Below are 15,261 nucleotides of genomic sequence, written 5' to 3' on the forward strand. Positions count from 1 at the left end.
ACTGCCGGCACGCCCTGCTGGCCACCGGCGCCCGCGCCGTGCGGAGCGTCCCGGTGCTCTCCTCCGCCGGCTCGTGCACCGCCGTGATCACCCTGCACTGGCCCGACGCCGGCCACCGTCCGGCGTCCGCGCAGGCCGAGACGCTCGCCCGGCTGGCCGCGGACACCTCCGCCTGGCTGAGCTGGTACCACCGCACGGTGCTCCTCGACGCCCTCGAACACCTCCACCAGGCACTGGCCCGGCCCGCGTCCTGAGCGTCCCCGGGCGGTGCGCAGGCCCCCGGCCCGGGGCACGCCGGACCGCGCACGGACCCCGGCAGGCCGTCCGGCGCGTCCTGGCACGGCCAGGCGCTACCCTCCGGTACATGCGGATCTCCGTCTCCTCCGACATGGACGAACCCGTCGCCCGGCTCCTGGTCACGGAGCTGCGCCGACGCGGTCACGCCGTCCGGGAGCACGGCGCGCTGCGGCCCGGGGCGGACGCGCAGTGGGCGGTCTGCTCCGAGGCCGCCGCCCGGGACGTGGCCGACGGCGCGGCCGACCAGGCGGTCGTGTGCTGCTGGACCGGCACCGGCGCGTCCATCGCGGCCAACAAGGTGCCGGGCGTGCGCGCCGCGCTGTGCACGGACGCGGCCACCGCCGACGGCGCGCGCCGCTGGAACGACGCCAACGTCCTCGCCCTCAGCCTCCGGCTGACCTCCGCACCCGTACTCGGGGAGATCCTCGACGCGTGGTTCGCAGCCGAGCCCAGCCAGGATCCGGAGGACCGGCGGAACGTGGCCCGCGTCGGCCGCCTGGACGCGGCCCGGACGACGTAGGCCGGGGCGGGCGCCCGGCGGCCCGGCGCGGGCCGGGTCGCGGGAGGTGTGCGGGGTGACGGGTGCGGGGCAGGGGCGGGTCAGTGGGCGCCGAGGCCGCCGCCGCCGAACGAACCGCTGGAGCCCTTGCTCCAGCGCGGCCGGTCCTGCGACTCGCTCGGCCTGGAGTCCATGTTGCTCAGCTCGTACGGGGTGAGCGGACGCTCGCCCTTGGCAATCCGCGGGACCTCCGCGGACTCCCTGTTCTGCCGGATCTCGCGCACCGGACCCTCCGGCGGCAGCTTGGGCTGTTCCTCGGGGAGCGGGCGCGGGGACTCGTTGGAGCGGACGCGGGAGGTCAGCCAGAAGCCGCCGGCGAGCAGCGCGAGCAGGCCGACGGCCACGATGAACAGGAACAGGCTCATCAGGCCGCTCGCCGCGGCCAGCTGCATCGATGCGGTGTCCATAGGTCAGGAATACCCCACCCGGAACGGTACGAATCCGGACAATATGGTTTAGGACGGAGTGCGTGGCGCTTCCCGGTGTTTGCCGCCGCCCGCCCCGGCTACCCGCACGGTGTGACATCCCCGGCTTCGCAGCAGCAGCTCTACCGGTTCCTGGAGGACCGTTTCACCTGTGCCCAGGCGTGCACGGAGTGCGCCCGGGCCTGCGCCGTGCGGGCGAGCCTCGTCGACCCGGACGGCACCGAGCGCCGGGAACGGGTGCGCCGGCTGGGCATCATGTGCGCCGAGGTGTGCGACGCGACCTGCCGCGTGCTGTGCGAGGAGGGCCGGCAGGACGAGGAGGCGATCCGGGCCCGGGTCGACTGGTGCCGCTCGGTGTGCCTGGAGTGCGCCCGCGCCTTCGACGAGCACCCCGGCGCCGAATCGGCCGCGGACACCTGCCGCGCCTGCGCCGCCGCCTGCGCCGACTTCCTGGAGACGCTCAAGTGAGGGGCCGTAGCCGGATCCGCCCCGGTCCCGGCATTCCCAATTACTGAAACACGTTCTACGGTGTGCGCCGTCAGGACCGCCCTTGGGGAGCCTGGAGGCGCCGTGCACCTCGACCACACGCCCGAGCAGCAGCGGCTGCGCACCGAGCTGCGCGCCTACTTCGCCGAACTGGTCCCGGACAACGCCTACGCCCGGTACGCCGACCCGGCCGCGCAGAAGCGGTTCTACCGCGACACCGTGCGCCGTCTCGGCACGGACGGCTGGCTCGGCGTCGGCTGGCCCGAGGAGTACGGCGGGCGCGGGATGACGGCGATGGAGCAGTTCATCTTCTTCGACGAGGCCGCACAGGCCGGCGTGCCCCTGCCGCTGATGGCGCTGAACACGGTCGGGCCGACGATCATGCGGTACGGCACCGACGAGCAGAAGGCGTACTTCCTGCCCCGCATCCTCTCCGGCGAGATCGACTTCGCGATCGGCTACAGCGAGCCCGGCGCCGGCACCGACCTCGCCTCGCTCAGGACCCGGGCCGTGCGCGAGGGCGACGAGTACGTCGTGAACGGGCAGAAGATCTGGACCACCAACGGCGACACCGCCGACTGGGTCTGGCTGGCCGTGCGCACCGATCCCGCGGCGCCGCCGCACAAGGGCATCACCCTGCTGCTGGTGCCGACCGCCGACCCCGGTTACTCCTGCACCCTCATCCGCACCCTCGCCTCCCACGACACCACCGCCAGCTACTACGAGGACGTCCGCGTCCCGGTCTCCCGCCGCGTCGGCGCCGAGAACGAGGGCTGGCGACTGATCACCAACCAGCTCAACCACGAACGCGTCACCCTCGCCGCCCACGGCACGATGGCCATCCGCGCCCTGCACGACGTGCGGCACTGGGCGCTGGAGACCGGGCTCGGCGACGGACGGCGGGTCGCCGACCTGCCCTGGGTGCGCAGGCTGCTCGCCCGCACGCACACCCGGCTGGACGCGCTCAAGCTCCTGAACTGGCAGATGGTCTCGGCCGTCGAGGACGGCACCCTCACCCCGCAGGACGCCTCCGCGGTCAAGGTCTACGGCTCCGAGGCCCGCCGGGACGCCTACGCCTGGCTCATGGAGATCGTCGCCGCCGCGGGCCCGCTGAAGGAAGGCTCGGCGGGTGCCGTCCTGCACGGCGAACTGGAACGCGGCTACCGCTCGGCGGTCATCTTCACCTTCGGCGGCGGCAACAACGAGATCCAGCGCGAGATCATCTCCTGGATCGGCCTGGGGATGCCCAGGGTGCGGCGGTGAGGGGGTCTGCGACGAGGCGGCCTGCCGGCGTCCTGGGTCCGCTGACCTGCCGATTCCCCAGCGGTTCAACGCGTCGAGACGGTCGGCACAGGCGGGTTTGGTCGTCGTTCCGGGGCTGAGCGGCGCGGCCACGGGTGGCTCGGGCGGGCGGCGCGCACCGTGCTAGCGTGGGGCGTTTGCAGCGTCGCCGTGTCGGTGCCCGGTTCGGGGCCCCTGGCGGGCGGCCGCGTCCCTGCCGCGCCTTCCTCGGTACGGTCCCTTCGGAGGAAGGCTCTCCATGAGCGAATCAGCACGTGCCGATGCCCGGCAGCAGGACGAGATGTCGGACGCCACCGCGGCTCCGCCCCCGGCGGCGTCCTTCGCGGAGCTGGGGCTGCCGGCCGAGATCCTGCGGGTGCTCGCCGAGCGCGGTGTGACGGTGCCCTTCCCCATCCAGGCGGCGGCCCTGCCCGACGCGCTCGCGGGACGGGACGTCCTGGGCCGGGGCCGCACCGGTTCCGGCAAGACGCTCGCCTTCGGCCTGGGAATGCTCGCCCGGACGGCCGGGCGGCGCGCACAGCCCAAGGAGCCGCTGGCGCTGGTTCTGGTGCCCACCAGGGAGCTGGCGCAGCAGGTCGGTGAGGTCCTCACCCCGTACGCCGAGGCGCTGCGGCTGCGGCTCACGACCGTGGTGGGCGGAGTGTCCCTCGGACGGCAGGCCGCCGAGCTGCGGGACGGCGCCGACATCGTCGTCGCCACGCCCGGCCGACTGCACGACCTCATCGACCGCAAGGGCTGCCGGCTGGGACGGGTGCGCATCACGGTCCTGGACGAGGCCGACCAGATGTGCGACATGGGGTTCCTGCCGCAGGTCACCGAGATCCTGGACCAGGTGCGGCCCGACGGGCAGCGCATGCTGTTCTCCGCCACCCTCGACCGCGACGTCGACCAGCTGGTGCAGCGCTATCTGCGGGACCCCGCCGTCCACTCCGTGGACCCTTCGTCCAGCGCGGTCTCCGCGATCGAGCATCACGTCTTCGTCGTGCACGGCCCGGACCGGTACGCCGTGACCACGGAGATCGCCGCTCGGGACGGCCGGGTCCTGCTGTTCCTGGACACCAAGCACAGCGTCGACCAGCTCACGCGGCATCTGCGGGCCAGCGGCGTGGCCGCCGCCGCCCTGCACAGCGGAAAGTCCCAGCCACAGCGCACCCGGACCCTGGCCCAGTTCAAGAACGGGCAGGTCACCGCGCTGGTGGCGACGAACGTCGCCGCACGGGGCCTGCACGTCGACGACCTCGACCTCGTGGTCAACGTCGACCCGGCCACCGACCCCAAGGACTATCTCCACCGCGCGGGCCGCACCGCCCGGGCCGGCCGCTCCGGCACCGTCGTGACCCTCGCCCTGTCGGGACAGCGCCGTGAGACGAGCCAGGTCATGGCCGACGCCGACGTCATCCCCAAGGTCACCAAAGTCCGGTCCGGAGAGGCGGAGCTGAGCCGCATCACCGGCGCGAAGGCCCCCTCCGGACAGCCCCTCGACCGCGGGGCGGCCGCACCGCGCCCCAAGAACCACAACGTCCCGTTCCGTGGCCTGGGCAGCACCAAGGACGCGAGGAGCGCCTCCGGTGGCAGGCCGTCCCGTAAGAGCAGCGAGGCCCGCAAGCTCGCGGAGGCCCGCGAGGCGGCCCGCGTCCGGCGCGGCGGCTGAACCCGGCTTCCCCGGGCAGTGCTCGAGGACCACGACAGAGGCGTGTGGGGGGCAGTTGCCAGGCCCCGTGTCAGGCAGCAGCCAGGGCCTGCCTCGTCCCGGCCGCGGCGCCGCGGGCGGTCCGCAGCCGGTCCAGAAGGGCGTCCGCGGCGACCAGGGCCTGGTCCACCGACGTGGTGCCGGTCAGGACGCACAGCCGGCGGGAGACGTCCTCCAGCTCCCGGCTGGAGTAACCGGTGGGGTGCACGTCATGGCGAAACCGGGCGTCGGCGAAGCGGGCCAGTACGGCGCGCAGTTCCTTCTCGGCAGGGAGCAACAAGGCGACAACCTTCTGGGAAGGCGGGCCGTTCCGCAGGGCCCGCGACGGCTGTGAGCACGCGCCCGCCGGACAGCCGGGACCGGTGGATGCATGCTCCGGTCGACCGAGTGCCCCGTCCTGATCACCGTATGCACCGTCCGGGAGGACGGGGCGGCGGCGGGCATCATCCGGGCCCGCCTGGGCAGGGATGCCCCACAGACCGGTGCGGCGACGAGAGGTGACGTCCAGTGGCTGTGGTCCCACCCGGAAGCGGGGGCGACCCCGGGCTGTTCACCCCCGCGTCCGTGACCTGGCAGATGCACGGCGACCCCATGATGTGGGTGGCCGGCATCCGCGCCCTCTACCTCCAGGCCCTGCACCCGCGCGCGGTCCGGGGGGTCACGCAGAACTCCGACTTCCGGCGGGACGCCTGGGGGCGGCTGATGCGCACCGCGGACTTCGTCGGCACGACGACCTACGGCACGACCGAGGCCGCCGAACGGGCCGGTGCCCGCGTCCGGAAGATCCACAGCATGCTCACCGCGACCGACCCGGACTCCGGTGAGCGGTACGGCGTCGACGAGCCGGAGCTGCTGCTGTGGGTGCACTGCGCGGAGATCGACTCCTACCTGCACGTGCTGCGCCGCTCCGGCTTCCCGCTCACCGACGCCCAGGCCGACCGGTACATAGCCGAACACCGGGCCGGCGCCCGGCTGGTGGGGCTCGACCCGGCGACCGTACCGGCCGACCGGTCGGAACTGGCCGCCTACTTCACCCGGGTCCGCCCCCGGCTGGCCGCCGGACCCGAGGCCCGCGAGGTGGACGAGTTCCTGCTCCGCCCGCCGGTGCACCCCCTCCTCGTCCCGGCGCGCGCACTGCTGTGGCGGCGGGTGGCGCTCCTCGCGTACGCCGCACTGCCGCCGTACGCCCAGGAGCTGTACGGCAGACCGGCCCCCGCGCCCGCCGCCGTCACCCGCCGGCTGCGCGCCACCGGAGCCCTGCTGCGCCGCATACCGGCCCGGCTGCGCTGGCAGCTCCCGCCGAAGCACATCCTGCGCGCCATGGCGCGCCTCGGCCCGGACGCCCGGCCGGCACCGGCGAAACTGCGTCCCTGACCGGCGCGGGGCCGGCCTCTGGCCGCCGCGGATCACCCCGTGCTACGAAGGACCATGTCCGCGAACGACACACCCCGCGCGTACGACGCCGTCATCATCGGCGCCGGCCACAACGGCCTGGTCGCCGCCGCCTACCTGGCCCGTGCGGGCCGCTCCGTGCTGGTGCTGGAACGGCTGGACCACACCGGCGGCGCGGCCGTCTCCAGCCGCCCGTTCGCCGGGATCGACGCCCGGCTGTCCCGCTACTCCTACCTGGTCAGCCTGTTGCCGGACAAGATCGTGCGCGACCTCGGGCTGGACTTCCGCGTCCGCGCCCGCACCATCTCCTCGTACACCCCCGTGGAGCGGGCGGGGCGGCCCACCGGCCTCCTGGTCGGCGGGGGAGAGCAGCGCACCCGGGAGGCGTTCGCCCGGCTCACCGGCGGTGACCACGAGTACGAGGCCTGGCGGCGTTTCTACGGCATGACGGGCCGCGTCGCCCGGCGCGTCTTCCCGACCCTCACCGAACCGCTGCCCAGCCGGGACGACCTGCGCCGCCGCATCGACGACGAGACCGCCTGGCGGACCCTGTTCGAGGAGCCGCTCGGGGTGGCCGTCGAGCAGACCTTCGCCGACGACCTGGTGCGGGGTGTCGTCCTCACCGACGCGCTCATCGGCACCTTCGCCGACGCCCACGACCCCTCCCTGGCCCAGAACCGCTGCTTCCTCTACCACGTCATCGGCGGCGGAACGGGCGCCTGGGACGTGCCCGTCGGCGGCATGGGCGCCCTCACCGACGCCCTGGCCGCCGCGGCGCGCGCGGCCGGGGCGCGCATCGCCACCGGGCACGAGGCGATCCGCATCGACACCGACGGGCGCACCGCCGAGGTCGTCCACCGCACGGCCGACGGCGAGGCCGTCGCCGTGGCCCGGCACGTCCTGGTGAACGCCTCCCCCCACGAACTGGCCGCCCTCACCGGCGACGCGGCACCCGAACCCGCCGAGGGCGCCCAGCTCAAGGTCAACATGCTGCTCGAGCGGCTGCCCCGGCTGCGCGACCCCGGCACCGACCCGCGGGAGGCGTTCGCGGGCACCTTCCACATCGCCGAGGGCTACGCGCAGCTGGCGACCGCCCACGCCCAGGCCGCCGCCGGCGAACTGCCCGGCGCGCCGCCGTCGGAGATCTACTGCCATTCCCTGACCGACCCCACCATCCTCGGCCCCGGCCTCGCCGAGCGCGGCTGGCACACTCTCACCCTGTTCGGTCTGCACACCCCGGCCCGGCTCTTCGACCGGGACAACGACGCCGTCCGCGAGGAACTGCTGAGGTCCACCCTCGCCCAGCTCGACGCCCACCTCGCCGAGCCTCTCGCCGACTGTCTGGCCACCGACGCCGACGGCCGCCCCTGCATCGAGGCGAAGACGCCGCTCGACCTCGAACGCGACCTGCGGCTGCCCGGCGGCAACATCTTCCACCGGGCCCTGTCCTGGCCCTACGCGCAGGAGGGCGGCGGCCGTTGGGGCGTGGAGACGCGGCACGCGAACGTCCTGCTGTGCGGGGCGGGCGCGGTGCGCGGGGGCGGGGTGAGCGGGGTACCGGGGCACAATGCGGCGATGGCCGTCCTGGAGGCCGCCGGCTGACCCCGGGTGCGGGGCCCGGGCGTGCGTGCCCTGCGGGCGCTCACCCGGCCGTGCCCTGCGGGCGCTCACCCGGCAACCGATCTGACGGAACGTCAGAAAAGGCCTTCCGTCGTCCGGCCCGCTGCGGCATCCTGCGCCCATGCAGACCGAGCTGAGCGGGCAACTGGGCATCGAGCGCGCCGTCTTCGGCTTCACGCCGTTCCCCGCCGTCGCCGCGGCCATCAGCCGGGCCGGCGGCTTCGGCGTGCTCGGCGCGGTCCGTTACACCGCCCCGGACGACCTCAGACGCGACCTCGACTGGCTCGACGCACACACCGGCGGCCGGCCCTACGGGCTGGACGTGGTCATGCCCGCCAAGAAGGTCGAAGGCGTCAGCGAGGCGGACGTCGAAGCGATGATCCCCGAGGGGCACCGGCGGTTCGTGCGGGACACCCTCGCCGCCCACGGCGTGCCCGAACTGGCGGACGGCGAGGCGTCCGGGTGGCGCATCACCGGCTGGATGGAGCAGGTCGCCCGCACCCAGCTCGACGTCGCCCTCGACTACCCGATCCGGCTGCTGGCCAACGCCCTCGGCTCGCCGCCCGCCGACGTCGTCGCGCGCGCCCATGACCGGGACGTCCTCGTCGCCGCCCTCGCCGGCAGCGCCCGGCACGCCCGCAAGCACCAGGAGGCGGGCATCGACATCGTCGTGGCGCAGGGTTACGAAGCCGGCGGTCACACCGGGGAGATCGCCACCATGGTGCTCACCCCCGAGATCGTGGACGCCGTCGACCCGCTGCCCGTCCTGGCCGCGGGCGGCATCGGCAGCGGCCGGCAGGTGGCGGCGGCGCTCACCCTGGGCGCCCAGGGCGTATGGCTCGGCTCCCTGTGGCTGACCACCACGGAAGCGGACCTGCACTCGTCCGCCCTCACCCGCAAGCTGCTCGCCGCCGGCTCCGGGGACACCGTCCGCTCCCGCGCCCTGACCGGGAAACCCGCCCGCCAGCTGCGCACCGCCTGGACCGACGCCTGGGACGACCCGGCCGGCCCCGGCACCCTGCCCATGCCCCTGCAGGGCCTGCTCGTCGCCGAGGCCCTCTCCCGCATCCAGAAGTACGAGGCCGAACCACTGCTCGGCACCCCCGTCGGCCAGATCGTCGGCCGGATGACCGCCGAACGCGGCGTCCAGGAGGTCCTCGACGACCTCACCCGCGGCTTCGAGGAGGCCGTGGACCGCATCAACCGCATCGCCGGAAGGAGCGGCCCGTCGTGAGCGCACCCGCGAGCACACCCCCCGCCGGTTTCTGGGCCCAGGCCGCCCGGGACCCCGGCCGCACGGCCCTGATCGCCCCGGACGGCACGCAGTGGACGGCGGGACGGCTGCACGCCGCCGCCAACCGCCTCGTCCACGGCCTGCGCGCCGCCGGCCTCGGCCGCGGGGACGCCTTCGCGGCCGTCCTGCCCAACGGCGCCGAGTTCGTCACCGCCTACCTGGCCGCCAGCCAGGCAGGCCTCTACCTCGTGCCCGTCAACCATCATTTCGTGGGCCCGGAGATCGCCTGGATCCTCGCCGATTCCGGCGCCAAGGTGCTCATCGCCCACGAACGGTTCGCCGGCCCGGCCCGGCAGGCGGCCGACCGGGCCGGACTGCCGGCGAGCCACCGGTACGCCGTCGGCCCGGCGGCGGGTTTCCGCCCCTACGCCGAACTCCTCGACGGCAGGCCGGAGACGCCGCCCGGGGACCGGGAGCTGGGCTGGGTCATGAACTACACCTCGGGCACGACCGGCCGACCGCGCGGCATCCGCCGCCCGCTGCCCGGCAAGCGCCCCGAGGAGGCCTACCTCGGCGGCTTCCTCGGCATCTTCGGCATCAAGCCGTACGACGACAACGTGCACCTCGTCTGCTCACCGCTCTACCACACCGCCGTCCTCCAGTTCGCGGGCGCCTCCCTGCACCTCGGGCACCGCCTGGTGGTGATGGACAAGTGGACACCTGAAGAGATGCTCCGTGTCATCGAGGCACACAAGTGCACCCACACCCATATGGTCCCCACCCAGTTCCACCGGCTGCTCGCCCTGCCGGAGGAGGTACGGCGGTCGTACGACGTCTCGTCCATGCGGCACGCCATCCACGGAGCCGCGCCCTGCCCCGACCATGTGAAACGCGCGATGATCGACTGGTGGGGCGACTGCGTGGAGGAGTACTACGCCGCCAGCGAGGGCGGCGGGGCCTTCGCCACCGCCGAGGACTGGCTGAAGAAGCCCGGCACCGTCGGCAAGGCCTGGCCCATCAGCGAACTGGCGGTCTTCGACGAGGACGGCAACCGGCTGCCGCCCGGTGAACTGGGCACCGTCTACCTCAAGATGAACACCGGCGGCTTCGCGTACCACAAGGACGAGGCCAAGACCCGCAGGAACCGCATCGGCGACTTCTTCACCGTCGGCGACCTCGGATACCTGGACGAGGACGGCTACCTCTTCCTCCGCGACCGCAAGATCGACATGATCATCTCCGGCGGGGTGAACATCTACCCGGCCGAGATCGAGTCCGCCCTGCTCGCCCACCCCGCCGTCGCCGACGCAGCCGTCTTCGGCATCCCGCACGACGACTGGGGCGAGGAGGTCAAGGCCGTGGTCGAACCGGCCCCGGGCCACGTGCCAGGCCCCGGCCTGGCCGCCGCCCTCCTGGACCACTGCGCCGGGCGGCTCGCCGGCTACAAGCGGCCCAGGAGTGTCGACTTCATCGCGGAGATGCCCCGCGACCCCAACGGCAAGCTGTACAAGAGGCGGCTGCGGGACCCGTACTGGGAGGGACGCACACGGCCCGTGTGAGGCGCACCGCCGGCCGGGCGGGAAGGAGCGCCGGTCGCACGGGTAGCAGCGCCGGCCGTGCCGACCGGTGCCCGGCCGGCCTCCCCGGTGCTTGACCCGTCCCGGTGACGGGCCCAGGATCATCAGTCATGACGCAGGGACAGGGCAGCACGGTCGACGGGGTGCTGCGACGCAGCGCCCGGCGCACTCCGGCGCGGACCGCGGTCGAGTACGGCGACCGCGCCTGGACGTACCAGGAACTGGACGAGGCCGTCTCCCGCGCGGCGAGCGTGCTGCTCGGCGAGGGCCTCACCGCCGGCGACCGGGTCGGCTCCTACGGCCACAACTCCGACGCCTACCTGATCGGCTTCCTGGCCTGCGCCCGCGCCGGTCTCGTGCACGTGCCGGTCAACCAGAACCTGACCGGAGACGACCTCGCCTACATCGTCGGCCAGTCCGGCAGCTCCCTCGTCCTCGCCGACCCCGCCCTGGCGGACCGGCTGCCCGCCGGCGTCCGCACGCTGCCGCTGCGCGACACCGGTGACTGTCTCCTCGCCCGCCTCGCGACGGCACCCGTGTACGAGGGCCCCGAACCGCGCACCGAGGACCTGGTGCAACTGCTCTACACCTCGGGCACCACCGCGCTGCCCAAGGGCGCGATGATGACGCACCGCGCCCTGGTGCACGAGTACCTGAGCGCGATCACCGCCCTCGACCTGAGCGCCGGCGACCGCCCCGCGCACGCCCTGCCGCTGTACCACTCCGCGCAGCTGCACGTGTTCCTGCTGCCCTGCCTGGCGGTCGGCGCCACCAACCTGATCCTCGACGGGCCCGACGGAGACCGGCTGCTGGATCTGATCGAGGCGGGGCGCGTGGACAGCCTGTTCGCCCCGCCCACGGTCTGGATCGGCCTGGCGGGCCGCCCGGACTTCGCGACCCGTGACCTGTCCGGGCTGCGCAAGGCCTACTACGGCGCCTCGGTCATGCCGGTGCCCGTCCTGGAGCGCTTGCGCGAGCGGCTGCCGGGGCTCGCGTTCTACAACTGCTTCGGCCAGAGCGAGATCGGCCCGCTGGCCACCGTCCTGGCGCCCGACGAGCACGCGGGCCGGATGGACTCCTGCGGCCGGCCCGTCCTGTTCGTCGACGCCCGAGTGGTCGACGAGCACGGCGAGGAGGTCCCCGCGGGCACGGCCGGCGAGATCGTCTACCGCTCACCGCAGTTGTGCGAGGGCTACTGGAACAAGCCGGAGGAGACCGCCGAGGCCTTCCGCGACGGCTGGTTCCGGTCCGGTGACCTGGCGGTGCGGGACGCCGAGGGCTACTTCACCGTCGTGGACCGGGTCAAGGACGTCATCAACTCCGGTGGGGTCCTGGTGGCTTCACGCCAGGTGGAGGACGCCCTGTACAGCCACGAGGCGGTCGCGGACGCCGCGGTGATCGGCCTGCCCGACGAGCGGTGGATCGAGGCCGTCACCGCGGTCGTCGTCCCGCGCGGCGAGGTGACGCAGGAACAGCTCGTGGAGCACGTCAAGCAGCGGCTCGCGCCGTTCAAGGCGCCCAAACGGGTGCTGTTCGTCGACGAGTTGCCGCGCAACGCCAGCGGCAAGGTCCTCAAGCGCGAGCTGCGCGACCGCTTCGGCGCCTGACCGGGCCCCCGGCCCGGCGACCGCCAGGTCCCGGCTCCCTGGTCGACGTCCTCGACGCGTGGCCGTGACAAGCCTTCACCGAGCTGGCCGGCGTACACATCTCGCCTACAGCAACGACGACGTGACCCGCTCGGTCCGGGTCGACGGTCTCATGGTGCATTACCTCGTGACGCCGTCCGCCGTGGTCATTGTCGACGTCGACATATACGACGGCGACAGGGGCTTCAACGAGGTGTAGACAGCGTATCCGGGTCACACCCCCTGTCCGCCGTCCCGCGGCCGCAGGTCCACGATGCGGCGGATCTTGCCGACCGACCGCTCCAGCGACTCCGGTTCCACGATCTCCACGTCGACCGACACGCCGATGCCGTCCTTGACGGCCGCGGTAATGGCCCGGGCCGCCGCCTCCCGTACCTCCGCCGGCGCGTCCGGGCGTGCCTCGGCCCGGACGGTCAGCGCGTCCAGCCGGCCCTGCCGGGTCAGCCGGAGCTGGAAGTGCGGAGCCACCCCGGGCGTGCGCAGCACGATCTCCTCGATCTGCGTCGGGAACAGGTTGACCCCGCGCAGGATCACCATGTCGTCGCTGCGCCCGGTGATCTTCTCCATCCTCCGGAACGCCCGGGCCGTGCCGGGCAGCAGCCGCGTCAGGTCCCGTGTCCGGTACCGCACGACCGGCATGGCCTCCTTGGTCAGCGAGGTGAACACCAGCTCGCCCCGCTCGCCCTCGGGCAGCACCTCACCCGTGAGGGGATCCACGACCTCGGGGTAGAAGTGGTCCTCCCACACATGGAGGCCGTCCTTGGTCTCCGCGCACTCCTGGGCGACCCCCGGACCGATCACCTCGGACAGCCCGTAGATGTCCACGGCGTCGATCGCGAACCGCTCCTCGATCTCCCGCCGCATCTGCTCGGTCCAGGGCTCGGCCCCGAACACGCCGACCCGCAGCGAGGTGCCGCGCGGGTCCACGCCCTGCCGTTCGAACTCGTCCAGCAGGGTGAGCATGTAGGAGGGGGTCACCATGATGACGGACGGCTCCAGGTCCTGGATCAGCTGCACCTGGCGGGCGGTCATCCCGCCGGACGCGGGGACGACCGTGCAGCCGAGGCGTTCGGCGCCGTAGTGGGCGCCCAGGCCGCCGGTGAACAGCCCGTAGCCGTACGCCACATGGACGATGTCTCCGGGCCGGCCGCCCGCCGCCCGGATCGACCGCGCCACCATGTCGGCCCACATGGAGAGGTCGTTCTCGGTGTAGCCGACCACCGTGGGCCGTCCGGTCGTGCCGCTGGAGGCGTGCAGCCGGCGGATCCGCTCCCGGGGGACGGCGAACATGCCGTACGGGTAGTTCTCCCGCAGGTCGGCCTTGGTGGTGAAGGGGAAGCGGGCGAGGTCGGCGAGCGACCGGCAGTCCTCCGGGCGGACGCCGGCCTTGTCGAAGCACTCCCGGTAGAACGGCACGTGCGCGTACGCGTGCCGCAGGGTGGCCCGCAGCCGTTCCAGTTGCAGGGCCCGCAGCTCCTCGGGTCCCAGCCGTTCCCCCGCGTCGAGCAGGTCCGCCCCGCCGGCCATCGCGACGCCTCCTTCACCAGCCGCACCTGTTGCCCGACCGATCATTCGGTCGATCCGTTCGGGGTCAGTAACGCAGGCGGGCCGGGCCGGGGGCAAGAGGGCGGCGGAGATTTTCCACGGCGCCGAGGCGTTGCGCGCCGGCGGTCCCCGGCCCGATGATCACACGCATGCCGATCTTCACCGCCGCCGACGGCACCCGGCTCGCCTGCCACCTGCGGGGTGCGGGCGAGCCCCTCGCCGTGCTGCCCGGCGGCCCCATGCGGGCCTCCGCCTACCTCGGGGACCTCGGCGGGCTGAGCGCGCACCGCAGGCTGGCGCTTCTCGACCTGCGGGGCACCGGCGACTCGGCGGTGCCGGCGGACCCGGCGACGTACCGCTGCGACCGGATGGTCGAGGACGTGGAGGTATGGCGGGCCCACATGGGTTGGGAACACATGGATCTGGTCGCCCACTCGGCGGGCGCCGCCCTCGCGATGCTCTACGCGGCCCGCCACCCGCACCGGATACGACGGCTGCTGCTGATCACCCCCAACCCCTCCGCCCTGGGCCTGCGGGCCACGCCCGAGGACCGGCTGGCCGCGGCCCGGCTGCGCGCCGGCGAGCCGTGGTTCGCCCGGGCCTTCCCCGCCTTCCGGGCCTGGCTCGCGGGCGAGGCCGAGTTCGACGACGCGTTCCTGCCCTTCTTCTACGGCCGCTGGGACGACGCCGCCCGCGCGCACACGGACGCCGAGCTGCTCCAGACCAACGACGAGGCGGGGGAGCGCTACTTCGCCGACGGAGCCTTCGCCCCGGACGCGACCCGGGCCGCACTCGCCGCCCTGACCGCGCCGGTCCTCGTGTACGCGGGCGCACTCGACGGCGGTCCCGCCCCCGACCTGGCCCGCCGCACCGCCGAGGCCTTCCCCGACGCCGAGTGCACCGTGCAGCCCGGCGCCGCCCACTATCCCTGGCTGGACGACCCGGAGCGGTTCGTGCACCGCACCCTGGCCTTCCTCGACCGGTGACGGGCCGCGGCCCCGGCCCTGCCCGTGGGCCGCGGTCGCCGGGGCCTTCCGCGCGGTGGCGTGCCGGTCTACGGCCGCTCCGCCGCCACCGCCACCTCCCGCGCCCACCGGTAGTCGGCCTTCCCGCTGGGCGACCGCTGGATGGTGTCGGTGACGATCAGCTGGCGGGGGACCTTGTAACCGGCCAGGCGGGTACGGCAGTGGCGCTGGATGTCGGCGAGCGAGGGGCGCGGTGCCCCCGGGCGCAGCTGCACCACGGCCGCCACATGGCTGCCCCACCGGGCGTCCGGCACCCCGGCGACGAGTGCGTCGTACACGTCGGGATGCGCCTTGAGCGCCTGCTCGACCTCCTCCGGGTACACCTTCTCGCCACCGGTGTTGATGCACTGCGAGCCCCGGCCCAGGACGGTGACCACACCGTCCGCGCCGACCGTGGCCATGTCACCGAGCAGCACCCAGCGCCGCCCGTCCTTCTCGAAGAACGTCTCGGCCGTCGCCGCCG

The 15,261-nt window shown here is 73.8% G+C and carries 14 protein-coding genes and 1 pseudogene; 11 read left to right on the plus strand and 4 right to left on the minus strand.

The genetic code is table 11. The features are described 5' to 3' along the window. Together IE312_RS38575 and IE312_RS02845 are read left to right on the plus strand one after the other, a co-directional pair. Positions 1 to 254: pseudogene (locus IE312_RS38575) on the plus strand (ANTAR domain-containing protein); the annotation flags it as partial. 110 nt (positions 255 to 364) lie between these two features. Further along, the gene (locus tag IE312_RS02845) at positions 365 to 817 is read left to right on the plus strand and encodes an RpiB/LacA/LacB family sugar-phosphate isomerase (RefSeq protein WP_189977945.1); all 453 of its coding nucleotides are present in this window, start codon (positions 365 to 367) and stop codon (positions 815 to 817) included. A gap of 80 nt (positions 818 to 897) precedes the next feature. Here IE312_RS02845 and IE312_RS02850 read toward each other — a convergent pair whose 3' ends face one another. Further along, complete coding sequence (locus IE312_RS02850) at positions 898 to 1,263, minus strand: DUF6479 family protein (protein WP_229898927.1); 366 nt, start codon at positions 1,261 to 1,263, stop codon at positions 898 to 900. Positions 1,264 to 1,374: 111 nt separating this feature from the next. Here IE312_RS02850 and IE312_RS02855 point away from each other — a divergent pair, with 111 nt between their 5' ends. From IE312_RS02855 to IE312_RS02865, 3 genes are all read left to right on the plus strand, one after another. After that, the gene (locus tag IE312_RS02855) at positions 1,375 to 1,749 is read left to right on the plus strand and encodes a four-helix bundle copper-binding protein (protein WP_189977947.1); all 375 of its coding nucleotides are present in this window, start codon (positions 1,375 to 1,377) and stop codon (positions 1,747 to 1,749) included. A 102-nt stretch (positions 1,750 to 1,851) separates the two neighbouring features. After that, the gene (locus IE312_RS02860) at positions 1,852 to 3,030 is read left to right on the plus strand and encodes an acyl-CoA dehydrogenase family protein (protein ID WP_189977949.1); all 1,179 of its coding nucleotides are present in this window, start codon (positions 1,852 to 1,854) and stop codon (positions 3,028 to 3,030) included. A gap of 277 nt (positions 3,031 to 3,307) precedes the next feature. Then, on the plus strand, positions 3,308 to 4,720 hold the full coding sequence (locus IE312_RS02865) for a DEAD/DEAH box helicase (protein WP_189977951.1): 1,413 nt from the start codon (positions 3,308 to 3,310) through the stop codon (positions 4,718 to 4,720). 70 nt (positions 4,721 to 4,790) lie between these two features. Here the strand turns inward: IE312_RS02865 and IE312_RS02870 are convergent, their stop codons facing one another. Next, entirely contained in the window at positions 4,791 to 5,039 is a 249-nt protein-coding gene (locus tag IE312_RS02870) for a DUF5133 domain-containing protein (RefSeq protein ID WP_189977953.1), read from the minus strand. A gap of 296 nt (positions 5,040 to 5,335) precedes the next feature. Here IE312_RS02870 and IE312_RS02875 point away from each other — a divergent pair, with 296 nt between their 5' ends. From IE312_RS02875 to IE312_RS02895, 5 genes are all read left to right on the plus strand, one after another. Beyond that, positions 5,336 to 6,133, plus strand: coding sequence for an oxygenase MpaB family protein (locus IE312_RS02875; RefSeq protein ID WP_229898975.1), 798 nt, complete (start codon positions 5,336 to 5,338; stop codon positions 6,131 to 6,133). Between the two features lie 54 nt (positions 6,134 to 6,187). Beyond that, positions 6,188 to 7,753, plus strand: coding sequence for a phytoene desaturase family protein (locus IE312_RS02880; protein ID WP_189977955.1), 1,566 nt, complete (start codon positions 6,188 to 6,190; stop codon positions 7,751 to 7,753). Between the two features lie 139 nt (positions 7,754 to 7,892). After that, the gene (locus tag IE312_RS02885; protein WP_189977957.1) at positions 7,893 to 9,005 is read left to right on the plus strand and encodes an NAD(P)H-dependent flavin oxidoreductase; all 1,113 of its coding nucleotides are present in this window, start codon (positions 7,893 to 7,895) and stop codon (positions 9,003 to 9,005) included. Beyond that, the gene (locus tag IE312_RS02890; protein ID WP_189977959.1) at positions 9,002 to 10,564 is read left to right on the plus strand and encodes an acyl-CoA synthetase; all 1,563 of its coding nucleotides are present in this window, start codon (positions 9,002 to 9,004) and stop codon (positions 10,562 to 10,564) included. The genes IE312_RS02885 and IE312_RS02890 overlap by 4 nt, the downstream gene beginning before the upstream one ends. A 128-nt stretch (positions 10,565 to 10,692) precedes the next feature. Beyond that, the gene (locus IE312_RS02895) at positions 10,693 to 12,189 is read left to right on the plus strand and encodes an acyl-CoA synthetase (RefSeq protein ID WP_189977962.1); all 1,497 of its coding nucleotides are present in this window, start codon (positions 10,693 to 10,695) and stop codon (positions 12,187 to 12,189) included. A gap of 252 nt (positions 12,190 to 12,441) precedes the next feature. On the opposite strand, the gene paaK is transcribed toward IE312_RS02895, so the two are convergent. Next, positions 12,442 to 13,755, minus strand: coding sequence for a phenylacetate--CoA ligase PaaK (gene paaK, locus IE312_RS02900; protein WP_189977964.1), 1,314 nt, complete (start codon positions 13,753 to 13,755; stop codon positions 12,442 to 12,444). A gap of 167 nt (positions 13,756 to 13,922) precedes the next feature. Here paaK and IE312_RS02905 point away from each other — a divergent pair, with 167 nt between their 5' ends. Then, positions 13,923 to 14,759: an alpha/beta fold hydrolase gene (locus IE312_RS02905; RefSeq protein ID WP_189977966.1), complete on the plus strand. Its 837-nt coding sequence runs from the start codon at positions 13,923 to 13,925 to the stop codon at positions 14,757 to 14,759. Between the two features lie 68 nt (positions 14,760 to 14,827). Here IE312_RS02905 and IE312_RS38580 read toward each other — a convergent pair. Continuing rightward, the coding region (locus tag IE312_RS38580; RefSeq protein ID WP_440862342.1) for an AMP-binding enzyme at positions 14,828 to 15,261 on the minus strand (434 nt) is incomplete at its 5' end.

The sequence above is a fragment of the Streptomyces capoamus genome, assembly GCF_014654935.1.
GTDB lineage: Bacteria > Actinomycetota > Actinomycetes > Streptomycetales > Streptomycetaceae > Streptomyces > Streptomyces capoamus.

Coding starts and splice junctions, on each gene's coding strand:
- paaK (WP_189977964.1), bottom strand. CDS start 13,755: ATGGCCGGCGGGGCGGACCTGCTCGACGCGGGGGAACGGCTGGGACCC.
- IE312_RS02850 (WP_229898927.1), bottom strand. CDS start 1,263: ATGGACACCGCATCGATGCAGCTGGCCGCGGCGAGCGGCCTGATGAGC.
- IE312_RS02895 (WP_189977962.1), top strand. CDS start 10,693: ATGACGCAGGGACAGGGCAGCACGGTCGACGGGGTGCTGCGACGCAGC.
- IE312_RS02875 (WP_229898975.1), top strand. CDS start 5,336: ATGCACGGCGACCCCATGATGTGGGTGGCCGGCATCCGCGCCCTCTAC.
- IE312_RS02905 (WP_189977966.1), top strand. CDS start 13,923: ATGCCGATCTTCACCGCCGCCGACGGCACCCGGCTCGCCTGCCACCTG.
- IE312_RS02865 (WP_189977951.1), top strand. CDS start 3,308: ATGAGCGAATCAGCACGTGCCGATGCCCGGCAGCAGGACGAGATGTCG.
- IE312_RS02885 (WP_189977957.1), top strand. CDS start 7,893: ATGCAGACCGAGCTGAGCGGGCAACTGGGCATCGAGCGCGCCGTCTTC.
- IE312_RS02845 (WP_189977945.1), top strand. CDS start 365: ATGCGGATCTCCGTCTCCTCCGACATGGACGAACCCGTCGCCCGGCTC.
- IE312_RS02880 (WP_189977955.1), top strand. CDS start 6,188: ATGTCCGCGAACGACACACCCCGCGCGTACGACGCCGTCATCATCGGC.